This window comes from Maribacter sp. MAR_2009_72, assembly GCF_007827235.1.
GTDB lineage: Bacteria > Bacteroidota > Bacteroidia > Flavobacteriales > Flavobacteriaceae > Maribacter > Maribacter sedimenticola.
In genome coordinates this window covers 1,293,543-1,318,121 of record NZ_VISB01000001.1, presented here as the reverse complement: position 1 = coordinate 1,318,121, position 24,579 = coordinate 1,293,543, and the positions used below count along the sequence as shown (strand labels likewise).

The window sequence follows — 24,579 nt, the reverse complement described above, 5'->3', positions numbered from 1 at the left end:
AAAGATATAATCATGAAAAAAATTATAATATCCATAGCGACAACCTTATTCCTTTTTGGATGTGAACCGCTTGAAGAAGTTCCTTTTTCGTTTTTATCGGTAGAAAACCTTTACCAAAACGAAAAAGATGTAGATGCAGCACTTTTTGGTGTATATAGTACAATGAACGAAGGTATAGATGAACTTTGGTATTTTTTGGCTACCTCTGGTGCGGGTGAAAGTGTTGTAGTCCGTCTTAAGGGTGATGGAAACCAAGGTCAACTTTCCGCATTAGCTTTTCAACCAACAACAGCACATGGTGTTTGGTGGAGTCATTTTTACAGGGGCATCAATAGGGCCAATACCGTGATTGCGGAGGTGTCAGGCGTAGGATTGGAACCAAGTGTTGAAGAGCAAAAAATAGCAGAAGCTAGATTTTTAAGGGCTTGGTACTATTTTAATCTGGTCAAATGGTTCGGCGGAGTACCACTACAACTTGAAGCGACCAAAGATTTTTCAGATGAAACTGTAAAAAAGCCTAGAAGCTCAATCGAAGAAGTATATAATGTCATCATAGAAGATTTAGAATATGCAGAAACCAGACTTCCTGAAAGTTGGGACAATCCGAATCTTGGTCGGGCCACTTCATGGGCAGCTAAGGCCTATTTAGGTAAAGTCTACCTTAATATGGCAGGCAAACCCTTAGAGCAAGATGGAATGTATGCAATGGCGGCCTCAAAATTTCAAGAAATTGTAGATGATGGACCGTATTCATTGCAGATGAATTTTGCAGATATTTTTTCAGTCGATAATGAATTTAATTCTGAAATCATTTTCGCACGGCCAAATATTGCTCAAAATGGTGCCGGTAGCGTTTTGAACTTTTTTGCAGGTGTTCCTTTATCACCTTTTGCATTCAATGGCGGACAATATCAATTTGGTTTTACAGAAGCTTTTTATAATTCTTTTCCGGATAACGATTTGAGGAGAGACGTTACGCTATTGTATTCATACGTTAACACTAATGGTAACACGATTGTGTTCAACGACCCAAATAATTTGGATAACGCTCGTTTTGGGGGTTATAATGATCCCAAAGGCATTGGATTTGGTAAATTATTGGATACAAGTGGTGCATATACCAATCCGTTTCAGCATGGTAATGATTTTATATTCATGCGCTATGGTGATGTTTTATTAATGCTTGCAGAAGCTCTAAACGAAAGTGGAAGTTCATCTGAGGCTTTGCCCTTTTTAAACCAAATAAGGGACCGAGCTGGTTTGGACGATGTTGTTACTACAAATCAATCAGAGTTAAGGGAAATTATTAAACAAGAAAGAAAATGGGAATTGGCCGGTGAGTTTACTGAGTATCCAGATTTACAGAGATGGGGCGATATAGAACAATCGCTTCAGAATAACGAGGATGCCCAGTTTTTTGGCACGGTCTATGACCCAAAATTGGAATTGTTTCCCATTCCACAATCACAATTGGACGGAAATGAGAATTTAGAGCAAAATCCAGGATATTAATATTGTTTGTTTAGTTTAGTGATGGGCGAAGTGCTTTTGACTTCGCCCATTTTTTTAATAAAATTACACTAATTTATATTGTCGCGGTAATCTATATAAAATTACGGTGGTCAATATACCTTAAATCAGTTGGTATGAAATTGACACAGAATACATTTATATGTTTAATTATTAAGATAGCGATACTTTGCTTCGGGTTCAACCGCATAACTGCGAACACTCCACCACAAAAAGATTTACTTAATCCAAAAGAACTTCGCGTAGAATATTTGGAAAATCCAATGGGTATTACGGTTTTAAGCCCCAGGTTCAGTTGGCTTCTTGAGGGAAATGGGAGAAATAGAACCCAATCGGCATATCAAATTCTTGTTTCATCTTCAAAGAAAAAGTTGGAAGAAGACCAAGGCGATACTTGGGATAGTGGAAAAGTAAGTTCGCATAATACAAACCAGGTAGTCTATGCGGGTGATGATCTTATTTCAAATACGGATTACTATTGGAAGGTGAAGATTTGGGACGAATCCAACCAAGAATCTGAATGGAGCGAACCTGCTCACTGGTCTATGGGCCTTCTGAATTTTTCTGATTGGCAAGGACAATTCATCAGTCATGATGTGGGTTATGACACTACGGATAAATACGATAGCCTTTATCTTCCCCCGGCCAGATATCTCAGAAAGTCCTTTCAGATAACAAAGAAAATAAAAAGGGCGACGGTATATTCCACTGCACTTGGACTTTATGAGCTAAGGCTCAATGGCGAGAAAGTAGGCGATGATTACTTTGCACCCGGCTGGACGGATTATGACGAGCGCCTGTACTACCAAACTTATGATATAACCCATTCCATAAAGCAAGGGGATAATGCCATTGGTGCCGTAATCGCTGATGGATGGTATGCCGGTTATATAGGCTATGCCTTATTGGTACGGTTGGATAAGGTGCGGGAATTTTACGGGGTGAACCCCTCTTTTATGGGGCAATTGCATATTCAATACGAAGACGGTACTGAAGAAGTGTTGGCAACAGATTCAACATGGAAATCCAATGAAGGGCCCGTTCGCGAAGCGGATATTTTGATGGGTGAAAAGTACGATGCCAGATTGGAGCATTCGGGTTGGGATACCCCCGGTTATGATGACCAAGGTTGGAAAACCCCAAAGGTATACACCTATCCAGATGGAAAACTTGAGGCACACCCAGGTAGTTTAATAAAGAATATTGAGCGATTGAGACCGGTTAAAATGACCGAACCAGAACCTGGAACTTATATTTTTGATTTAGGTAAGAATTTTGCCGGTATTGCAGAATTAAAAGTGGAAGGCCCAGCAGGGACGGAAGTTCGTTTGCGTTTTGGAGAAATTTTAAAACAAGACGGGAATATACAGACCGAGAACCTTCGCCTGGCCAGAGCTACCGACACCTATATTCTAAAAGGGGAAGGGGTCGAGGTTTGGCAGCCAAAGTTCACCTACCATGGTTTTCAATATGTTGAGGTTACAGGATATCCTGGAAAGCCCATCTTGGACGCTATCACAGGTATAGTTTTGAGTTCTATTAAAACGGATGCCAGTACGTTCAAGACCTCCAATGAAATGAACAATACGCTATATGAGAACATAAAGACAACACAGGAGGCTAATTTTTTTGACATTCCTACAGATTGTCCCCAACGTGATGAACGTTTGGGTTGGACGGGCGACGCACAGACCTATATGCGTTCCGCGACCTACAATGCTGATGTTGCAAGTTTTATGACCAAATTCTTGGTTGATCTTGACGATGCACAGCGCTGGTATGGAGCCTATCCAAATTTTGCGCCTTTTCCCTACTCTAGGCCCGATCAGTATTCCCCTGCATGGATGGATGCAGGCATCATCATACCCTACAACATGTACAAGGTCTATAATGACAAGCGTATATTGGAATTTATGTACAACGGCATGGAAAAGTTCATGGAGTTTCAAGCCGATGCAAGTACGAACTTTATACGACCTGGTGGAGGAAACAATTGGGGCGATTGGCTTGCCGTTGATGAAGAGACCAGTAAAGGGTACATTGGTGCATCCTTCTATGGGTATGATGCCAAGTTAATGGCAGAAATTGCAGAAGTATTGGGTCGTAAGCAAGATGCCCAAAAATACCGCGATCTGTTTGAAAATATTAAAAAGGCATTTTCTGAAAAATACATTTTGCCAGATGGCAGAACTACCGAAGATACGCAGACCACCTATGCCCTTGCCCTGTATTTTGACCTATTCCCGGAAAATTTGGAGGAGAAAGGAGCAGCAAGATTGGCAGAAAAAATCGAGAAAAATAGTTTCAAATTTTCGAGTGGGTTCCTTGGGACAAAACATGTGATGTTGGCCCTATCCAAATATGGGTATCACGATTTGGCCTACAAGCTATTCAAACAAACGGAGTATCCCAGTTGGGGGTATTCAGTGGAAAATGGCAGTACTTCCATTTGGGAACGCTGGAATAGCTACACCAAAAATGATGGAGAAAATTCCGATCTAAATGCAAAGATGAATTCTTTCAGCCATTACGCTTTTGGCTCCGTAGCCGAGTGGATGTTTCTGCATGCCGCAGGTATCGGTACGGAGGATGGCGGCTATCGAAACATTCGGATAAAACCTGACATAAGCAAGGAAGTCGATTTTATAAATGGAAGTTACAAGAGCATCAATGGCACCATAACTTCATCTTGGAAATGGCAAGGGAACAAGGTTATAATGACCGTAAACATTCCAGTGAATACGAAAGCAAAAGTCCATATCCCTATTGAGAATATTTCTGATTTAAGGGAGGGAAATAAAAAAATAGCCAAAGTACCTTCAATTAAAGTTGTAACAACAAATGAAAAAGAAGCTATTTTGGAAATTGGATCAGGAACGTATTCCTTTAGCTTTAAATATGCACCCTAATCTCATATCTATGTTCGGTAGGCATTTGTTGGTTGCACTTTTAATACAACTATGCGCTTCAAGTTGCGAAAAACAAACTGATGTATCGATTTTGCACGTTGTTGATTTGTGCAGCCTTTGTGATGTACCACTTTCATTTAGTTGGGATGTACAATCGCCTACTAAAAATGAACAAAAGGCATATCAAATTGTTGTGTATTCTGAACCGGAAAATATGTCAAATGCGATTTTTGATTCTGGGAAGATAGAAAGTGAGCAGCAACTTCATATACCCTATTCTGGAAATTCTTTGAAAGGGGGTATAAGGTATTACTCCAAAGTCCGGATATGGGACAAAAACAATAAAATTTCAGATTGGAGCAAGGAAAGTGTGATAATAGCACCGCTCAACCACTCCAAGGATTGGAAGGCGAAATGGATTACCTATAATTATGCAAAAGATTCGGCTTTGCCTCTTTTTCGAAAGGAGTTTCAATTGGATATTGAAAAAGAAATAGATTATGCAAGACTTTATGTGGCTGCCCCCGGTTTTTTTGAGGCGTATTTGAATGGAGAAAAAATTGGGGATCATGTATTGGACCCAGCACAGACAAACTATGAAGATTACACCTTTTATACGGGTCTGAATATTGCCAAGGAACAACTTGAAGAACTAAACGTTTTGGGGATTATGTTGGGCAATGGTTGGTACAATCAGAATGTAGTTTGGAACGACTCCATGATTTATGGGCAACCTGTGTTTTCAGCAGAGCTTGAAGTTTATTTTAAAGATGGTTCAAAAAAAATTATCATTTCGGATAATTCATGGAAATGGAAACCAGGACCTATTACTTTTTCAAATATATACGCTGGAGAATTTTACGATTCTCGTAAAGAAGCTGACGATTGGTTTGCATACACTCCCAACAAATCATGGGAAAATGCCCTTATTGGTATAGAGCATCCTACCAAGTTAGTTGAACAATTTGCGGAACCCATAAAAGTTATGGATTCCATCTATCCAAAAGCAATAATCTCGCAGCCTGATGGTACCTATATTTTTGATTTTGGTCAAAATTTTACCGGATGGAACCGATTAAAAATCGACGGGGAGCCGGGACAGGAGATAACCATTCGGATGGCAGAAGAATTGAGTGAAGATGGACGAATGGATTTTAGATCTACTGGGGTAAGTGCTACCAAGGTAATTCAGACGGAAAAATACATATGTAAGGGTGGCGATTCCTTGGAAATTTGGGAACCCCGTTTTACATATCATGGTTTCAGATATGCTGAAGTTGGAGGATTGGATAAAACTCCAACAAAAGACTTGTTGACTGGAATGGTAATTTATTCAGCCATGGAAAATACCGGTAAACTGAATACCTCAGAATCAAATGTCAATAAATTACATGAATTAACTGTACACACGCTAAGGGGCAATCTACAGGGTATCCCTACGGACTGTCCCCATCGCGAAAAATGTGGTTGGACAGGAGACTCACATGCCATGGCAAAAACCTTGATGTATAATTATAACGCCAAGAAGTTCTTGACCAAATATTTATTTGATATGCGTTCTTCTGGCCGTGAAGAAAAAAAGGAACTTTACTTTGGAACTGACTTTCACGACAGGAGCATGGTTACAAAACCAAAAGGTATTACAACCATGATAGCCCCAGGAAGAAGGACTAGTGGAACAGCAAGCCCGGACTGGGGCACCGCCGTAGTTCAAATTCCATGGTATTTGTATGTGCACTATGGCGATGATAGTGTTTTAAAAGAGTTTTACAATGATATGAAAATTTGGGTGGATTTTGTCCATTCCAAAAAGGAGGACGGTATTATTGTTCACGGACTTGGAGATTGGTGTCCGCCAGGAGGCAATGTAAATATTGATTGCCCTGTTCCTATAAGCTCCACGGCGTTTCACATTTTGGATGTTGATATTTTAAGTAAAACGGCAAAAATTCTGGGATTCTCTTCGGATGAAATAAAGTACACCCAAATGAAAAATGAACTTTCCGAAGCTTTTAATAATGCTTTTCTCGACAAAGGCACGCTTTCCTATGGTAGCCAGACGGCTAATTGTTTAGCGCTGGACATTGGTATAGTGCCAAAATCATATCGAAAAGATGTTGCCGCCAGTATTGTTTTGGATAGTCATGAAAATTATAATGGCTTTATTAATACGGGCATTTTTGGGATTGCAAGAATTTTTAAAGTACTTTCTGAAAATGGACTTGAGAAGGAGGCATATGACCTACTGGTGAAAAAGGGAAATAACAGCTTTGAACCCATGTGGGATCACTACAACGCAACAACCCTTTGGGAGGTGCTTCCGACAACTATTGATGAAACAGGTTCAGATATTTTTGAAACGCTTGCTAAAAAAAGTCATAGTCACCCCATGCAAGGAGGTTTTGATGCTTGGTTTTTCTCAGGAATCGCAGGTATCAATCCAACAATTGAAGATCCAGGTTTCAAAAGCATTGTATTCAAACCATATTTGACCCAATACATTGAAAATTCTGATATTTCTTATAAATCTGCGTTTGGAACCATAAAAAGTAGGTGGACTCATCAAAAAGATGCCTTCATATGGAACGTTACAATCCCAAATAATTGTAATGGGAGCATTTATGTGCCAAATTATGGTAAAGCTGTTTATATAACCAACAATGGAAAGCCAGTTGATGACATAACAAATGAAAATGGATTTTCATATATAGGAGATTTTGGTTCTGGCACTTATAACATTGTCGTAAAGAATAGGGTTTCAGGATAACTCATCTCGTTTATTGCAATTAAAAATATAGACATGAAAAAAGGATTGTTTTTGTTTGTTTTGGCAGCTATTATTGCTCAAGTTTCATGTAAAAACCAATCAAGTAAAATCCCCCAACATAAGAATAAACCCAATCTCTTGATTGTACTTTCCGATCAACATAGTTATGATATGCTTGGTGCTTATGGGAACAACCAGGTGATTACGCCAAATCTGGACCATTTTGCCTCGGAAGGTATCCGCTTTGACATGGCCTTTTCCAACCAGCCTGTTTGTACGCCCTTTAGAGGGATGTTGCTCAGTGGCATGCACCCTTTGAAGAATGGTGCTTTTGTTAACGACAAACCTTTGCTGCCCAATAAGACTGAATTACTTGCCGAAGTATTGAAAGCCAATGGATACCAGACTGCCTATGTTGGAAAGTGGCACCTGCTAGGTGGAAATCGCGAAAGGCCCATACCCAGCGAAATGCGCTATGGTTTTGATACTGTACTTACCAATAATTGCCATGTGGATTTTAGGCCCGGAAAAGCATTTTTTTGGAATGCTGAGGGAAACAAGGAATATTTTGACAAGTGGGAGGTTTATGGACAAACGGATCAGGCAATGCAATTGTTGGATAATTTTAATAAGGATAAACCCTTTGCCCTAATTGTCTCCTGGCATCCACCCCATGATTGGGGAAAGTTCGAAGGGGATGACGGGAAAATGCATTACCGGTATGATACTTTAGAAGAACTCATGGAGCTCTATGAAAGGGATTCGATTCAAGTTAGGCCAGATTTGAAGTCCTCACCAGATAGAAGGCGCATGTACCATGGTCATATGGCAATGATTTCAGGTGTTGATAGGGCGTTTGGCCAACTTATGGACAAGCTCGATAAAATTGGGGCGACAGAGAATACGTTGACCATATTTTCCGCAGACCATGGTGATATGTTGGAATCTTTCGGAGCGCGCCTTCCCAAACAATACCCTCATGATTATTCTGCCCGTATACCATTGATGATGCGATATCCCCAAAAACTTAAAAAAGGGACTTCGACCAGTTTGCTGATAGGTACTTTGGATTTTATGCCTACCATTCTAGGTTTAATGGATATTGAGACCCAACAAGACTATGACGGTGTAAGCCTTGCAGCCGCTATTCTAAATGGAGATGAGCATGCACAGCAATTTATACCCACTTGGGTATATAGGACGGGGGTTAACACAAATGAGGATTGGCGAGGCGTGGTCACCAAAGATTTTTCTTTTGCATATGGTATTACCGATGAGCCTGATATGTCTTCGTTATCCAACGTGCTTTTTGATAGAAAGAATAATCCGTACCAAAGCAAAAATCTTTTCTGGGATACAAATTACGTTCAGGTCAAGGACAGCTTAAAATTGCTGACCCAGAAATGGATGAAAGAGTATGAGGATACCTTTTACATAGCAAGCGATTTCAAAAGGGTAGAACCCAAGGAAGGTTGGGCTCAAAACCGGATTAAAAGCCCGTTTGAATTGTTTCGGGAAAATCGCAAAGAAGGTGACCTTCCTTAGATCATAACTTCACTTATTTGAAAATAAGGTTGAACGTTGGTGTAATTCTGTATATCGCCCATAATTTCGTCTAAATGAGGTTCAAATGCTTTGTGCATCTCATCCACGGAGTCAAAATATAGGTGTCCCATGGCCATAAAAGGACTCTCTGAGTCTCTTTCAAAAGCACTTACCCCTTTTTCTACGGCAGAGTGTTTCATAGCGTCTCCAAATAACCTTACCACCATGGGCGTATGAGTATTGCAATAGTATTCCATATTAAAATAGCTGTCTTTTTTTTTGGGGTATAGGGCACTCAGTTTGATCATTCCTTTTTCCATAAATCAAATTCTAATGGGTGTTGTACTATTTTCTAGTCTCTTTATTCTTTTCGGATGCCATATAGGATAGGTGGCCAGTTGATTCCTTTCCAAGGATTTCATGGCGCACTTTGGGGATTTCTGCCCTATGCTTTTCAATTATTTCGCTGTAGACTTCATTGTTGATTTCGTTATGCCACTCTTCGGCATCTTTGGTGTGGTCATAAAATTCTTCGGGACCATCACTATATTGAATAAAGCGATAGTTTTCCGATACAATGGCGAAATTGCCGAGACCAAAACTGGTTCTTGAGTAATGCGGCCAATCAATTTCAGTATTTTGTAGTAAGGGAATCAATGAATTTCCTTCAAGGCTTGAATCTGGTTCAAGGTTGCACAACTCCAGTAATGTGGGATAAATATCCAATAACTGAACGGGTTTATTGCATACTTTCCCTACGGGAATGCCTGGCCCCATGATAATCAAGGGAATCCGTGTGCCGTCTTCCCAAAGGCTTTGTTTGGCGTGACGTTCTTTTTCACCGATATGGAACCCATGGTCGCTGAACAGAACCACATACGTATTTTCTCCATAAGCCCCTTCATCCAAGGCAGTAAGAACGCGTCCTACCTGTTCATCCACAAAGCTTACGCAAGCCAGATAAGATTGCACTAGAGGCTTCCATTCATCAGTGTTCAAAACCCATTCGTGGGTGGGGGATACATGCTCTAACCGAGTAATATCTGAACCATAGGATGATAAATTCTTCAAATCTCCAGATATAGTTTTTGGAAGCTCAAGTGATACCAAGGGGTACATATCAAACCATTTTTGCGAGACAAATTGCGGCACGTGTGGGCGGTAAAAACCAACGCCCATCCAGAACGGTTGTTCGCGTTTCCCAGTCAGTTGTTCCTCGGCCCAACCTGCAATTTTATAATCGGGCATTTGGTCATCTCGTTCTGGGTAAACGCCCCAGTCCCATAAGGGATGACCAGGATATGCACTTAATTTTTCTTCCGGAATGGGGCCGAATCCTCCAAACTGCCCTGCATAATTTGGAATGTGGGTTTCATTGATTCCTTCTCCATTATGAAGTAGCTTTCCCGCCCCAAAGACATTGTAGCCTTCCATTTGAAATCGTTTTGGCATCACGATATTCTCTTTAGCCACTGGAGAATTGGCAATATCAGGATTTAAAAAATATATACCTGAAGTACTTGGGTATAAAGAGGTCATAATACTTGCACGTGATGGATTGCAAACAGGTGCCTGACAATGAGCATTAGTAAAAATAACGCCACGACTTGCTAGTCGATCCATATTAGGTGTTATAACTTGAGGATGCCCTCCCAAAACTCCAATTCAATCGTTGAAATCATCCACGGCAATAAGCAAGACATTTGGTTTTTTAGGCTCATTTAACTTTTCAGTCTTCTTATGTGAATTGCATGCCCCTAGCAAAAACAAAATGGCGAAAACTGGTGTGATAAATATTTTCTTTCTCATTTCAGATTTTTATGGACTCATACTTCGAGCACTTATTTTGTTATTCTTAATAATCTTAAAATAAAGAAAACATTCCGAGTCTTTCATCCTGTACCATACTGCAATAAACTACTATTCCAAATAGGAAGCACAAATGGTATTCAGCAGCATAGTACAGGACGCTTTTTCGAGTAGTTAGTGTTACCATTATTAATTTAATTTAAAATACATAAAAACAACTTTTGATATGAATAAAAGAAACTTTTTGATCATCTTTTTTGTAACTATAGCTACTGCAGGTTTTTATTCTTTTAGCCAACATAAAGAAGCGTTGTACACAGATTCGACCTTTGAACAAGAAGGCAAAAACAAAGGAGAAGAGATTTTTAACACCTATGTCGGGGAATGTTTGGCAACAATGGAAGCAATAGCACAAAGACATTCGGAGGAAGGAGTTGCTGTAGTATCTTTTGTTCCCGGAGAAAAAACCGAATCTTGGAATTCAAGAATGCGGGTGGTGGGGACATTAAGTACGGAAACACACAATTTTTTGGCGGTAGCAAGTGCAAAGTCTGCAGAAATGGCATTAACCCTTGAGAATTCCGGTACTGGTATCAGGCAACCTTTAATTGGCGAGTTAGGCTACAAAGGTGGTGTAATTAAGAAAGTAAAATGTGGTTATTTAATTGCAAGTTTCTCTGGTGCCCCAGCAGAAATCGATGCTGAAATTTCAGCAGCAGGAGTTGACTTTCTTTCTAAGTACTACTGATGCAATTATTACACTATCTTGTAGCACATAAAAATTCGAAGAATACCAAGATGATTTTATACCGACCGAGGACTAACGGTTCGATGTTTTGGGAGACTGTTGTAAAGTAGGTCCTAAAAACCTGTAATCTCTTTTAGTTTTTTAAAAAAAGCTCTCTTTCTAGAAGAATTGATACCCCAATCTACAGGGACGCTTTGATATCCATCCTCAAAAGCTTCCCCATCCATTCTATAGTCAAAATAACCCCATGATGTATAGGATTCAATGGCTGATTTAAAGTTGTAATCATCGGCATCAAAATTGAAATGATCATCTTCATTAAACAAGATGGGCTGATCACTATACCCGGTTACGTTTTTAGTTTTTCTTACCATTTCAGTGATCCCCGAAGGTTCATCAACGCCATTTCCGTGAATGAGAACAAAATCTGAAACTTGCACTACATTTTGTTGGGGAATTAAACTACCTGCGTAACTTGTGCTGACCAACAGATTTACACCTCCTATTTTTTTTACTCTTTGAATTAGTTCGTGAACTCTTGAACAGGTAAGGACCTCATGGTCATAGGAGCCATTACATTCATTGTTAATTTCAATGAGAATATTTTGGTAGCCCTTTTCGAGAATCCAACGGGTGATGTTGTCAGTTGCATTCAATATTGCTTTTTCATCTTTCAAATATTGATCTTGGCCAAAATAAAAGTATCCAAGTATCACAACCATGCCCAGCTCATTGGCCCGATCTAAAATTCGTGTTAACCTTTTGATGTAAGCAGGACGAAGATTTCCTTTTTCATCAAAAGTTGAATTGATCCATCCGTGGTTCCCATACCCCAAAGGACTACCTCCTTGGAGATTTAAAGAAAAGGCTAAAAGGCCATGCTTTTTCCAATCCTCCATTGCGGAAACAAACTCATCGGTATTGCGATCGGCATCCCATTTTTGGGTATCGCGGTAACCAAAATTTTTGACCGTTTCAGGATTTAGGTCATCAAATATCCCTTGAACCATTCTAGAGTTCATTAGAAGCCCCTCAATTTTATTACCTTCCCAATACTGGTCTTTGTATGTTAATTCTCCATTGATGTAAAATTGGTCACCTTGAATTGAAACCGAAGTTTTATTGTTTATACGGGAACAATTGGCTAGACTTCCAATAGACATAATTAATAGAAAAGTCTTAGCTAAAAAATACATTTTGTTCATCTTATAGTTCATTTTATTTTAAATATGATAATTTAAGAATAATCAAAATAAGCTATATCCTGCACTGTACTGCTATTGAACAAATTTCGACAAAAGCAAGGTTTAGGAATTGGATCCAACAATATAAAAGCATTATTGAGGTTACCTAAACCGTCGGTTTAATGATTTCAGAAAAACCAAACTTTGATTAGGTGTCATTGTAGATATTGCGGAAAAAAAATAAAAGACTAAAACTCAGACTTTATAAAGATAAGCTGCATTATCATGAAAAAGTTTTCTTTGTTCGGCAGGAGTTCTCGATTTTACAATGGTCTTCAGGGTATTTATCCATTTTTCTAGACTCATATTATATAGGCAAACGGGCCAATCACTGGCAAAAATGACTTTATCAGCATCAAAGGAATCAAGGCAGTGGTCAATAGGAGTTCTAAGTAATTCTGCTGAAAGTTCAAATTCAGGAATATGAGAAATAATACCTGATATCTTGCAATAGATATTGCTGTAAGAACTAAGGTTTAGTATATTCCTTTTCCATGCCTCGGCATCACATCTTGGGGGTCTGGGTCCTTTTACGTTGTTCGGAAAGAAAGCGACAGGGTCTACATTCCCACAATGGTTTAGGATAAATGTGGTTTCTGGACAAGCTTTAACTAAATTTTCAGCTTCTCCTAACCAGGCAGGCAAAATACCCAAATCAAAGGACAGCCCCTGATCTCCCAACCATTGTATGTTTACTATGGTTGTTGGTGAAACCATGGTGTCAACTGATGAGAACCTGCACCGTACGCCCTGAATACACCTGTTGCCAATAAATTCTTCCAAAAAAGCCCTAAAATTTGCTTTTGAGGGATCTGCGCAGATTACGGCCTTCAGTGTATTATTGTTGGGGTCTTTACATATTTCTTGCGCAAAAAGGGCTTCTTCCCTCCTCTGATGGGATGGAACATCAACCTCCATGTAGATGGACTTTACAAAGTTCAGACCTTCGACAGCTTTTTTATATTCTGGAATCAAGAAACTTTGATTGGCGATAGGAGGAACAGGCCATTTTAATTTGAAACGATTAATATCCCAAAGGTGCTGATGGGTGTCAATGATTGGCATATTCAAATCTTTTTCCAGACTTAATAATTCCATGGCGTGGGTGTTAGGCGTTAGGGCGGTCGCCAAAGCAAAATTTGAGGTCTTTTTTAAAAATTTTCTGCGTTTCATTTAATATGATTTTTATTGACATTTTTTCTATTGTTGCTTATTTTCAAGATTTGGGCACTTGCATGTTAACCTATTCATGGCTGTCAGCATATGTAATATTGTTATTCACGGGGTACCCATAAACTTTGTGATCTAAACTGTTGTTCGCTGTTTCAGTATCCTTTCATTCGGCTAAGATTAAACTTTATTCAGGCTCGTATAGGATAGGTGGTAGTTCGGGTTATGTTCATTTTACTCAGAGATAAGTAGACTTTGTTAAATTTGTTAGTTGGAGGGCGATTTTTTAAATCGCCCTTTGTTATTTATAACAATGCAGATTACTTAATCTGCTACTTCCTTTAATCTAATGTCCCTGAACTCAACCTTCATAGGTGGCCCAACATGTACCTGAACACCTACCTCACCAGAAATGGTCCTATTTATTGTATCATTATCAGTTACATCGCTCATTAAAACGCCATTGACATAATGTTTCATCCTATTGCCATTGACTATTAAATGAACTTGATTCCAATCATTTTTTTTTATGTGCGCGAGCAATGATTCTTTACTGCCCAACGATTTGGTAACTTCCCTATTTTGCCAACAATTTTTTTGAATATTGGCTGCCAAAGAGCTTTTTGTTTCGGAATTGCTTAGTGGATTCACATTTACTTTTTCGCCTTGATACGCTAAAGTGGTCCTTTTTCTCTCTTCATAATTTTGCCCTGTATAGTTGTTTTTTCCATCAATATCGGCTTGGTACCCCCTTAATGCATATGGAATTGAATCTATGGACTCACTCCGATAATTTATTCCACTATTACCGTTCTGACTGATGCGGTATTCCAATTTTAGCTCAAAGTTACTGGGTTCGCCACTCTGCCAAATAATGAACGTATTTTTGCTTAGCAGTGTTTCCGGCGTTATTATGCCAGTGAGGTTGCCATTTTCCACACTCCAGTAAGTAGGGTTACCTTTCCAATCATTTAAGGTTTCACCATCAAAAATGGAAATGAACCCATCATTTTTAGATAATGACTCTTCAGATTTGGTATTTGTTGGGTTATTGTTTTTACATCCAATCAATCCAACCATTAATGAAATATAAACTACAATCGATGTGGTTTTTACTCGTATCATTTTTTTTACATTTAATTTTTTACCACCAAATATTCGGAGAACATATCCTTAAATGGTACGTCCCTAACTTTATCAATTAGAATATTGTCCTTATTCCCCAATACATCATGGGCATAATGGCCTTCTGGAGTGGTTAGATTTTGATTGTAATACGTTTCCCGCGGTAGCATTGCGGTAGTAAAATCCAGCCTTCCGGCATATTTTCCTGTCATGATACTTGCCTGGGTAGGGGAGCACAATTGATTGGGGTAAGCTTGGGAGAAGGCGGTGCCCTCATTGATTAAGCGATCAATATTGAGTGTCTCATAAAACATTTTGGATGGTTCAACGCCGGTAAATTTTTGCGCATACGCTTGTGAGTCCATAATGCCGTAGTCATCGGCAAGGATCAATACGATATTTGGGCGATTATTTGATATCGCTATTTCTTGCTCGACTTCTGATTTGCATCCCAATAGAATTACAATACCTGCACTAAGGACAGAAACTGTTTTTTTACTTAAAAAATCTTGTCTCATTCTGAATAGATATAGTTCGCCCTTCTGTTTGGTGCATTGTCGCCAGCAGTAAAAAAATCGTAAATGCTTTCCAGTTTTGGTGGATTGTCTATCCAGTGGAATTCAAAATTTAAATGGTTATCCTTGGGAAAATGGGCTCTTGGTATTGAAAACATCAGTTGGCTTTCTTGAATTGAATATGGCGTTTCGCCACTGTTTTCCCATCCCTTTTTGGGATGGAATTTTTTGATGGTGGTTTTTCCATCAGACATCAACTCGTGATTTATCAAAAGATCATACCCTTCCCAACCGGTGGCCTTGTCACGGTCAGCGTCAATGAACAACAACATCCAATTTTGATCTTCTGGGTTGGTAATGGGATTTAGGGTCTTTGCATAGAAGTAAACTTGGCTTTCGTCCCTTGCCACTTTTGTTTCAACAATATCGTTCCTTCCTATAATATTGATATAGGGTCCTGCGGTACCCTGTTTTTGACTATTCCTGTGTGCTGTGTCACCACTGTGATCGTAAAAAGTCATTTCCACTTCATTCCATTGATTAAAATGGCCAGCTATATCAATACTTCTCTTTTCTTTGGCTGCTATTGGTTTGGGCATCCCTTTGTACCTGCGGACATTCGCCATCAGTTGATAGTAATAATTATCGGTATGTCCGCCATTCATGGGTTCAATATCCCTACTGTATTCCTGATTGTATTGATCGATAAAGTATACATCGCCTTCCTTCAGCTTTTCTCCCACTTTACCTAAATGCGCACCCGGATAAAAACTCCATTTTTGAAGATCCTTGCTAATATTCTTTCCCATTTGTTGTCTACCCGCCGACCACTCGTTCCATCCGGTTACAAAAACAAATTCTGGGTCAACCTCCAAGGCTCTATCCCATTGTTCTTGAAAGAACAAACCTTTCTCAGTATCTGGAGTAACATCAAACATATTGATTTCTGGCTGATGGAAATGATGAAAGCTACGGCCAATATTGGATAAAGGATGTTGTGCAGCGGCAACAGGTACCATTTCTTTCTCTTTAGGGTCATTGTGCCAAGCTACGGCTTGTGGGAAATGATCGATCCATGGCCATTCATCCTTACCTTTTTTATCATACCAGGGCAAAGATGTCCAAGCCCAACTTTGTTTTAAATTGAAAAAAGACCGTATTTCCTCTGAAAAAGTTATATCGTTCACTTTATTCCTGCCGGGCATTTCATGCTGTCCATATAGTAAGAGTGGTTTTCCCTTCCAATAAAACCAGAGGTCTTGGTACAAGCCTTTAGAATAAAACTTGTCCCACAGAGTGTTTACAGATATTTCGCTGCCCAAAAAAGCAATGTAAGGTGTTAGCTCCCCTTTTTTTCGCATTGCAGCAAAGACCTGGCATATTTGAAGATAGGTCTCTGGATAGGTTTTGTTATTTGTCACGTCAAGAATGATGAGATCTATACCTGCATCCACCAATTGATATGCATGTTTTTGAATGGCCCACGCCTCGTGGTTCAGGTAATATCCGATCTCGGGTTCTCCCCAGTAGTGGCTGCCATTGCCCCATTGTGGGTTTTTTGGGTTCTTTTTTAAAATTTCGGTTACGTTGAAGGGACCTGGGGCATCGGTATTGTTGTGCGTCATAAAATAGAACATGCCCACATACCGATTATCTTTAGGGTCACCGACTTCTTCGTAATCGGGCAATATTCGGCCCAAGGCATCTTTAGCGGTCCAGTTATGGTTGCTAATGTTCGATGAGGACTTTAGTTCTTTTTTTTTGATTTTACCCTTGTATCGAATCTCATCCCAACTATCTATCCCGATCATTGATTTGTATTGGTCGTATACTTCATCTTCCTGTTCCGTTCCGAAGGCCTGATAGATCTTCCAAACAGGTTTTATACCGCTGGGGTCATCCTTGTCATCTGGAAAACGCCTTAATCCAATGCGCAGCCCGCCTTCTTTTCGGTTATCTTGCCAATTGTGATATTGGAAACCGTCGATGCCGTCAAGATATTTTATTTTTTTCATAGCATAGGCCATACCAGCGGCCTGCTCTTTTAAGTCTTGATTACTATAGGTAGGTGAGTTGGTACCATTTTCCGAAAGGTAAACGAGGCGTTTCGTTTTTCCTTTGAAAAGCACTTCTGGCTGTTTTACCCAGGCATCCAAAACCTCTGTATTTTTAAAGGTGATAAGTTGAGTGTCAAAATCAAAACTGACTTTTTTGTCCAACCAAGTCTTTGGCTCACGTAGTGATTCTGGATAAGGGTGATGGGCAATGGCCCACTCAAAGTCACCTTCCTTTTTTGAAAACTGGAGAAGTTGTTCCAAAAGTTTTTTGGAATGGTAGAATTTTGGATTGGGAGTCCAGTTCCAATAATGGGTCAAGGAAATGAATACTTTTGAATTTGGATTGTATTTGCGGGCAATGTTGTGGGATATGCGCATGGATTTATGGTAGAGATCCATGAACACCAAAGAGGTCTTTTCCCCGGCGTTTGTCCACACCCAGCCTGCATCTACTTCATTGTGGATGATATAATGATGTATTCTCCCATAATTTTTATCAGGTCTGCTATATCTGTCCGCTAAGAAATCCAGAACGGCTGCATAATACTGTACCCCCTCAGGAGTGGTTAGGTTAGGCATGCTGTAGATTCCGGCGGGATCGCAGTCTGGATGCTGAAGAATTTGTCCTATCTCGGAATCTTTTGCTTTTAAAGCTTTATCCACCAAAAGTATGGCAGAGACCTCTATATCTCTTTCCGCAGTGGTAAGTAGGGTCTTGTCGTAATTCTCCACCTGTTTTTTATCAACATAGTATGTCTTGCCCATATATTCAAAAGGCATATTTTCAGGAGATGGTCCAGAGCGGAAAAAATGGGTGACCCAAATATTCACCGTAGTACTGGTGATTCCCAAATCGTCAAGATCCGAGATAGGTGCCTGTCTGTTGGCGCTATATCCACCAAGCCCTTTTTTAGTGGAAGGTTTTACAAAGGAATAGGTATATTTTGGAATGATGGAATCCGCGTAGCGAGCATGCGAAACCGGTAGGTAATTTTCTCCTTTTTTCTGTACAATCATCCATTTTGAAAGTACTCGGTCTTGATTAAACCCATGGCGCTGTATGGTCCGGTTAATGGAAATTTTGAATTTTTCTTTTTCAGATTCCATAGGTACAATGAATTCAAATTTCTCTAATTCTGTTGCGTGTTCATAAGGGCTGATTTCAGCCAAGAATAAATTTCCACTTTTGGCAACCTCTCCCTCTATTTGTACTTTATCATCGGTTACCAAAACATTTGAAATGGAGTTTAGACACTCCTTGTCCAAATAGGATATCAAATTTTTTTCAAGAAGGGCTTCCTGTTTCTTTTGGATTTCCTTCTTGACTTCCAACTCCTTTTCGCGAAAAGTCTGTGGTCTGAGTACCAAATCTCTGATCTGAATGTTCAATGCTGGGGCAGCACCAAAATCCAGACGAAGGTAATCCCCTTTTTTGCCCCATTCCTTTAATTCTGCACTTAAATCGATTTTAAATTCCACCCAGCCTTCCGTTGAACCAACGTCCCTCACAATTTTGGGTTTTATTTCTTCACGTTCCGGATAAAAGTGCAATTCAATAAAATCCACTCCCGTTGGGCAGAAGTATTCAAAAGCCAATTGATCGTTTATTATGGGAAGTTTGTCTTTCAATGGTTTTAGAAAGAGATTGGGGTCCAATCCCGTTGTCTCTATATCAAATACACCGTCTTCTATTTTAAGTTTTAGATCATGGGTATTCTGAATATTGACGCTCAGGTCAAGTTCTTGACTTTGGGAGAAACCACTCAAGGTCATAAAAAAGATAATTAAGAATGTATACTTCATAAAGATTTCCAATAAGATTAAAAACCTTGTAAAGGAATTTTTGGTACCTAAACAAGGTTTTCTGTTATTGGTGTATTATTGGTTATATTAAATACCTTTTCCCTACCATCCAGGGTTTTGGTTTAAATCGAAGTCTGGAATAATAGAAGTTTCTCCTAGTGGAATTGGAAAAATACGGTATTTGTCATCCCAAGCATTTCGTTTACTAACTACAAACCTTTGATAAGTAAAATCGCCAGGTGCATTCCTGATGATTTCCATTCCGGTAACCAACTTATCGGTCTGGTCTAGAATTTTCCATCTTCTAACGTCAAAAAAGCGGTGTTCTTCCCAAACCAGTTCAACCCTTCTCTCATTCCTCACCCGATCTCTAAACTCATCTTGCGAAAGGCCCAAGGGTAGATTGGGTATCCCAGCACGGGTCCTAACTATGTTTATTGCGTTATAGGCCTCTGTAGTTGGTCCGTTAGCTTCGTTTTCAGCCTCTGCAAGATTTAGGTAAATTTCCGCTAAACGGAATTTTTTGAATCTTGCCGGCGATCCTTGTCCAGCCTGTATTTTTGGATTGTAGAACTTTCTCAAATAGTAGCCGGTGTGCGTGTTTTTACGATTAGGTGGCGTTTTGATCAACTGGTCTGATCCCCCAATAAAGGTTTCTACCGTGTGAATATTGCCTTGTATATTGTCCCATTGAGCACCATTATACCAAACTGTGGCATAAAAACGGGGGTCGCGCCCTTCATACGGGTTGTTTGGGTCGTACCCAGATGCTGGATTTATTATAGGATTTAGGTGATCTTCGTCGCTGTATCCTAAGATCGCAGGTTCTCCGTTGGCTACCATTTCATAGCTATCTACCAATTCTTGAGTAGGGGCGGATCCGGTCTTAAATTGACCTGGTTGACTGGGTAGGGCATTGATAATGGTAAATGTTCCTGGTGATCCGTCCTTTATCTCAAAAATGGTTTCGCGATCCCTTGGGCTAGGATTCATGTCGGATTGCGAATAAAAATACTCCTCATAATCAGGAAAGAGTTCATATTCATTGCCCGCAGTCAAAGCCGTTATTGCTTCTTTAGAACCCGTTGCGGCAACCTGCCACTTACCGGTGTCATTGCTATCGTTCCATAAAGGGCTGGCGTTATAAATTAATGCGTGCGAAATAATAGCATGGCCTACGGCTTTTGTAAACCTACCTCGTTCTTGTTCTTCCGTAATACGGATGGGCAATTCTGGGATTGCAATTGCTTCTCGGCATTCATTCACAATAAAATCCACACATTCTTGGAAAGTTGGTCTTACCAAAGCGGTGTAATCCGTTGTGGTATTAAAGGGCTCCGTTACAATAGGCATTGGTCCGTACTTTTTAATCATTTCTAAGTAATAGAAAGCTCTAAGTAATTTGGCCTCTGCCGTAAATCTGCCGCGATTTCTTGTATTGGGAATATTTGCCGTTTCAACGTTCGCTAAAAAAACATTTGCATCCCGGATACCTCCCCAAAAAGTTTGGTATCGTTTAACTGCAACATCATGGCCGTTTTGTTCCAACGGATCATAACTTGGTGTTAACGATCCAGTGTTCCAAATGAAGCTGATGTTACTGGGTTCGTTCCCTACATCCGAATCTTCTGCCTCATCCGAGGAACCGGCTAAATAGGCAAAGAATTGATATTTATAAAAATACTTTGGAATACTACCGTAGACCCTGTTTAAAAAGGCTTCGGTTTGTTGCTCATTCTGAAAGACATCGTCTAAATTGGTTCTTCCATCTGGCGTAATATCCAAGGCATCAGGATCACAGCCTAAAATAAATAAAGTTAACAGTGCTATATATATATATCTTACGTTTTTCATCTTTAATTTTTTTTTGCTGATTTAAAAGGATAAGTTCAGACCAATATTGTACAGTTTTGTCACAGGGTAAGACAATGCTCCTGTAAGTTCTGGGTCAAAATCTTTTGTGGGTAAACTGTCCCATGTGACAACATTAAGTCCATTAGCATAAATACGAAAGCGTTTGGCTCCTATGCTTTTGGTAACGCTTTCTGGAAAAGCATACCCAATCTCTATATTTTTGAGCCTGATGTAACTGGCATCTGTAATAAAGAACGAGTTTGCAATCTCGTTAGGAGATGCTTGGTTGGTCAACCTAGGGTAATTAATGGGTAAACCAGCATCGTAACGTTCTTGTGTCCAACTGGTCAGATGTCTGTTAAAGTAGTTGGGGCCGGCAAATGTACCTCTATTATTATAAAAGTAGGACACATTGGACACACCTTGGAATAGTACGCTAAAATCAAAGTTTTTATATGTGAGGTTAAATGCGGCGCCAAAGGTATATTCAGGTACTTGGGAATAGCCAATAGGCGAAATGTCCTTTTCATCAACTACACCATCATCATTTAAATCCTTGTATTTAAAATCACCTGGGAGTGAAGCGCGTCCACCTACATTTTGAACAGGAGAAGCATCTATTTCTTCTTGTGATTCAAAGTACTTTTCTACAAGATAACCAAAATTTTGCCCAATTCTAAAACCGGTTTGGCGATACCTGAAGGCAAAATCCTCTGGTCTCAAAGGTTCGTCGGCAAAAATCTGCTCATTATTTGCGTAATTAACATTTATACGGGACAGGAAGGATAAACTTTGACTGAAGAACTTATTGTAATTCAACTCAACTTCATAACCTTGGTTCTCTATTATTCCAATATTTACTGGTGGTAAAGCTCCTATGGGTAATCCATTTAAAACAGGAATTGTTCCCCTGTTTCTTAGAATATTGTCACGACTTTCTTTAAAAACATCAAGTCTCAAATCAAAATCATTGAAAAGTCCCATTTCAACACCAATATTGGTTTTTTTGGCAACCTCCCATTGAAGGTTTTCGTTTCACAATTGGGCAATGGATACAGTTCCACCAAGGCCCAAACTAGGACTATAACCTCCACCGGGAACATCAATATCATCTAAGTAAAGGAATCTGGCAGAACCAATTCTGTCGTTACCAACTTCACCATACGACCCTCTTAACTTAAAATAATCGACAGCAGATTTTATTCCTTCCCAGAATTTCTCACTGGAAACTATCCAGCCCGCAGAATAAGCAGGGAAAAATCCAAAGCGATTGCCTTTGGCAAATTGTTCCGAACCATTATAACCAGCGTTGAATTCGGCAAAATATTTGTCTTTGTAACCATAGGTGATACGAGATGATAACCCCCTAAGGTTGAAGGGCAATTGTTCATCAATAATTTCTTTTTGTTGTTGCCAAAGCAAAAGGCCAGTGACATCATGATCTTTAAAACTGTGGGCATAGTTAAGGTAAGCCTGAAAATTGGAAAGACTCCTAAAGCCTCGGGATCCGGTAATATTTAAAGGTCCGTCAATATCGGCATTGAAATCTCTAAAGTATATAGTGTCTCTACCCGTTTCAGTCTGTTCAATAACCTGTACCTGTTTGCGGTAAGTTTTGGAACCCTCCAAATTATTGATGGCTCTAGAGTCAAAAGACATTACCGCCTTTGCAGATAGTCCCTCTGTAATAAAATCCAATTTTTGTTGCATTCCATATGTGGCTGTAATATTTGATCTAGTCTGTTGTCTGTAACCAGTTCTGTTTAAAAGCCCAAAAGCCGGATTTGACTGCGTGGGGGGAGTAACCACAAATCCATCTGGTGATAGAGGACCCGCTGTAGACGAGGGTGTGTCATAGATACTTGCCAAAATAAAAAGCGAGGATGACTGTCCACCTTGCCCGGTACTTGCCACTTGAACACCAAAGGGAGAATTCTGGTTTTCAACATAGCCCGCAAGGTTTAAAAATGCGCTCAAATTATTTTTTATCTGTAAGTCAATATTAGATCGGAAATTGTAACGGTCTAATTTAAAACGGGGATCATAATCCAGATTATCTTCAACTTTAAACTGCCCACCTTGATTTAAGTAGCCCGCATTTACAAAGTACTGAACATTTTTACCTGCTCCAGATACGTTAAGGTTTAACCTCTGTTGTAGTGCAAAATCACTTATATATTCATTAATATAATCAACATCGGGATAAGCTTCAGGGTTGGATCCCGTACGAAAAGCCTCTAAGGCATCTGGCCCAAAAGCAGGATCAACTCCATCGTTGGTCTGCGCTAAATTCTGTAAAGTGGCATACTCGTAAGAGTTAACAGGATGGGCAATTCTTGTAAAGGCTTGTGCACCACTTTCGTAAGTGAGAGTTACTTCTGGTTTTTCGGAAGTTCCACGTTTTGTGGTTACAAGAATCACCCCGTTTGCACCCCTTACCCCAAAAATCGCAGTTGATGAGGCATCTTTTAGAATGGTCACAGACTCAACTTCATTGGGGTCAATATAGGTGAGTTCCCTTTCCACGCCATCCACCAATACAATTGGTGATTGGGCGTTTACGGTACCTTGGCCTCTTATGAACAATTGGGTAAGGTCCCGTCCAGGTTCGCCACTACGTTGCAATGCCGTGAGACCAGGTAATCTACCTGCCAAAGTCACGGACAAGTTAGCCGCCGGGCTCTGCTTTATGGTTTTGGTTTCAATCGATGAAACCGCCCCAGTAACAGTTTCTTTTTTCTGTTTTCCATAGGCAACTACCACAACTTCGTCCAGTTGCTCGCTATTAGGTATAAGGGTAAAATTTATTTCCTTTCGCCCATCAACTGTTTCTTCCACTGGTTCATAACCTACATATGAAGCTTGGATAACGGCATTGGGGGCTGCGGTGATGGTGTAATTACCATCAAAATCTGTTGTAGTACCATTGATGCTTGCACCTTTTACAATAATAGTTGCCCCTAGCAAGGGGACATTGGATTCGCCATCAAGAACAACACCTGTAATCACCATGTCATCTTGTGCATAAACAGAGTAGCCATTTATGACCCCCAGTATCAACACTAAATAAAAGGTTGTTAATTTTTTTTTCATTTCAAGTTGGATTTTAGAAGGCAATTAATGAGACATTGCCAGATTTTTTGATTTTAGTTGATTGTTAATGTTTTAACAATTTTGTGTTAAACTAGTAGGATTTAGTTTCTTTACTATCCTGCAGGATACTGCAGGTTACTGTAATTTGATGTGCTTCTCTACTCAATTAATAATCATTTTATGCAATTAAAAAACATGAAAATCAGTAAAAAAAATGCTAAAAAAACAATTTAAATATTGTATGTTCTATTTTAGAATCTGGCTTTAAATAGGGCTTACAATAGTTTTATACTAATTGATAGACATTGTTAGAGAGAGGGCGACTAACTATATTGGGTAGGGGTCATTGTGGCAACATCTTCCGTGTTTGTAGAGTTACCGGATGTCATCACACCGCCAGTAATAAAAAT

General features: G+C 39.6%; 15 protein-coding genes. 5 read left to right on the top strand and 10 right to left on the bottom strand.

From position 1 onward, the window contains the following. Positions 1-12: 12 nt before the first annotated feature. The 4 genes from JM81_RS05545 (at position 13) to JM81_RS05530 (ending at position 8,751) form a co-directional block, all read left to right on the top strand. A complete protein-coding gene (locus JM81_RS05545) occupies positions 13-1,512 on the top strand; it encodes a RagB/SusD family nutrient uptake outer membrane protein (RefSeq protein WP_144801236.1) in 1,500 nt (499 codons plus the stop codon). A 134-nt stretch (positions 1,513-1,646) separates the two neighbouring features. Next, positions 1,647-4,439 (top strand): alpha-L-rhamnosidase, encoded by a 2,793-nt coding sequence (locus tag JM81_RS05540; protein WP_144801234.1) that lies wholly within the window; start codon positions 1,647-1,649, stop codon positions 4,437-4,439. Then, the gene (locus JM81_RS05535) at positions 4,372-7,206 is read left to right on the top strand and encodes an alpha-L-rhamnosidase (RefSeq protein WP_144801232.1); all 2,835 of its coding nucleotides are present in this window, start codon (positions 4,372-4,374) and stop codon (positions 7,204-7,206) included. The genes JM81_RS05540 and JM81_RS05535 overlap by 68 nt, the downstream gene beginning before the upstream one ends. A 33-nt stretch (positions 7,207-7,239) precedes the next feature. Further along, positions 7,240-8,751: a sulfatase gene (locus JM81_RS05530; protein WP_144801230.1), complete on the top strand. Its 1,512-nt coding sequence runs from the start codon at positions 7,240-7,242 to the stop codon at positions 8,749-8,751. Here the strand turns inward: JM81_RS05530 and JM81_RS05525 are convergent. Then, positions 8,748-9,071, bottom strand: coding sequence for an EthD family reductase (locus tag JM81_RS05525; protein ID WP_222430293.1), 324 nt, complete (start codon positions 9,069-9,071; stop codon positions 8,748-8,750). The genes JM81_RS05530 and JM81_RS05525 overlap by 4 nt on opposite strands. Positions 9,072-9,096: 25 nt before the next feature. Then, entirely contained in the window at positions 9,097-10,407 is a 1,311-nt protein-coding gene (locus tag JM81_RS05520; protein ID WP_261374973.1) for a sulfatase, read from the bottom strand. 379 nt (positions 10,408-10,786) lie between these two features. Here JM81_RS05520 and JM81_RS05515 point away from each other — a divergent pair, with 379 nt between their 5' ends. Further along, positions 10,787-11,308 (top strand): hypothetical protein, encoded by a 522-nt coding sequence (locus JM81_RS05515; RefSeq protein ID WP_144801228.1) that lies wholly within the window; start codon positions 10,787-10,789, stop codon positions 11,306-11,308. A 113-nt stretch (positions 11,309-11,421) separates the two neighbouring features. Here the strand turns inward: JM81_RS05515 and JM81_RS05510 are convergent, their stop codons facing one another. The 8 genes from JM81_RS05510 to JM81_RS05475 all read right to left on the bottom strand — a co-directional run bounded on the left by JM81_RS05510 (position 11,422) and on the right by JM81_RS05475 (position 24,169). Next, the gene (locus JM81_RS05510; protein ID WP_144801226.1) at positions 11,422-12,513 is read right to left on the bottom strand and encodes a hypothetical protein; all 1,092 of its coding nucleotides are present in this window, start codon (positions 12,511-12,513) and stop codon (positions 11,422-11,424) included. Positions 12,514-12,747: 234 nt separating this feature from the next. Next, a complete protein-coding gene (locus JM81_RS05505; RefSeq protein WP_144801224.1) occupies positions 12,748-13,725 on the bottom strand; it encodes an amidohydrolase family protein in 978 nt (325 codons plus the stop codon). Positions 13,726-14,046: 321 nt separating this feature from the next. Then, a complete protein-coding gene (locus tag JM81_RS05500) occupies positions 14,047-14,847 on the bottom strand; it encodes a DUF1080 domain-containing protein (RefSeq protein ID WP_144801222.1) in 801 nt (266 codons plus the stop codon). An 11-nt stretch (positions 14,848-14,858) separates the two neighbouring features. Beyond that, the gene (locus tag JM81_RS05495; protein WP_144801220.1) at positions 14,859-15,365 is read right to left on the bottom strand and encodes a sulfatase-like hydrolase/transferase; all 507 of its coding nucleotides are present in this window, start codon (positions 15,363-15,365) and stop codon (positions 14,859-14,861) included. Further along, positions 15,362-19,222: a DUF5722 domain-containing protein gene (locus JM81_RS05490; protein WP_144801218.1), complete on the bottom strand. Its 3,861-nt coding sequence runs from the start codon at positions 19,220-19,222 to the stop codon at positions 15,362-15,364. Before JM81_RS05490 ends, JM81_RS05495 begins: the two co-directional genes overlap by 4 nt. 102 nt (positions 19,223-19,324) lie before the next feature. Then, complete coding sequence (locus JM81_RS05485) at positions 19,325-21,076, bottom strand: RagB/SusD family nutrient uptake outer membrane protein (protein WP_144801216.1); 1,752 nt, start codon at positions 21,074-21,076, stop codon at positions 19,325-19,327. A gap of 21 nt (positions 21,077-21,097) precedes the next feature. Continuing rightward, positions 21,098-22,060, bottom strand: a complete 963-nt coding sequence (locus tag JM81_RS05480; protein ID WP_144801215.1) for a hypothetical protein — start codon at positions 22,058-22,060, stop codon at positions 21,098-21,100. A 51-nt stretch (positions 22,061-22,111) separates the two neighbouring features. Then, the gene (locus JM81_RS05475) at positions 22,112-24,169 is read right to left on the bottom strand and encodes a SusC/RagA family TonB-linked outer membrane protein (protein WP_144801213.1); all 2,058 of its coding nucleotides are present in this window, start codon (positions 24,167-24,169) and stop codon (positions 22,112-22,114) included. Between the last annotated feature and the right edge of the window lie 410 nt (positions 24,170-24,579).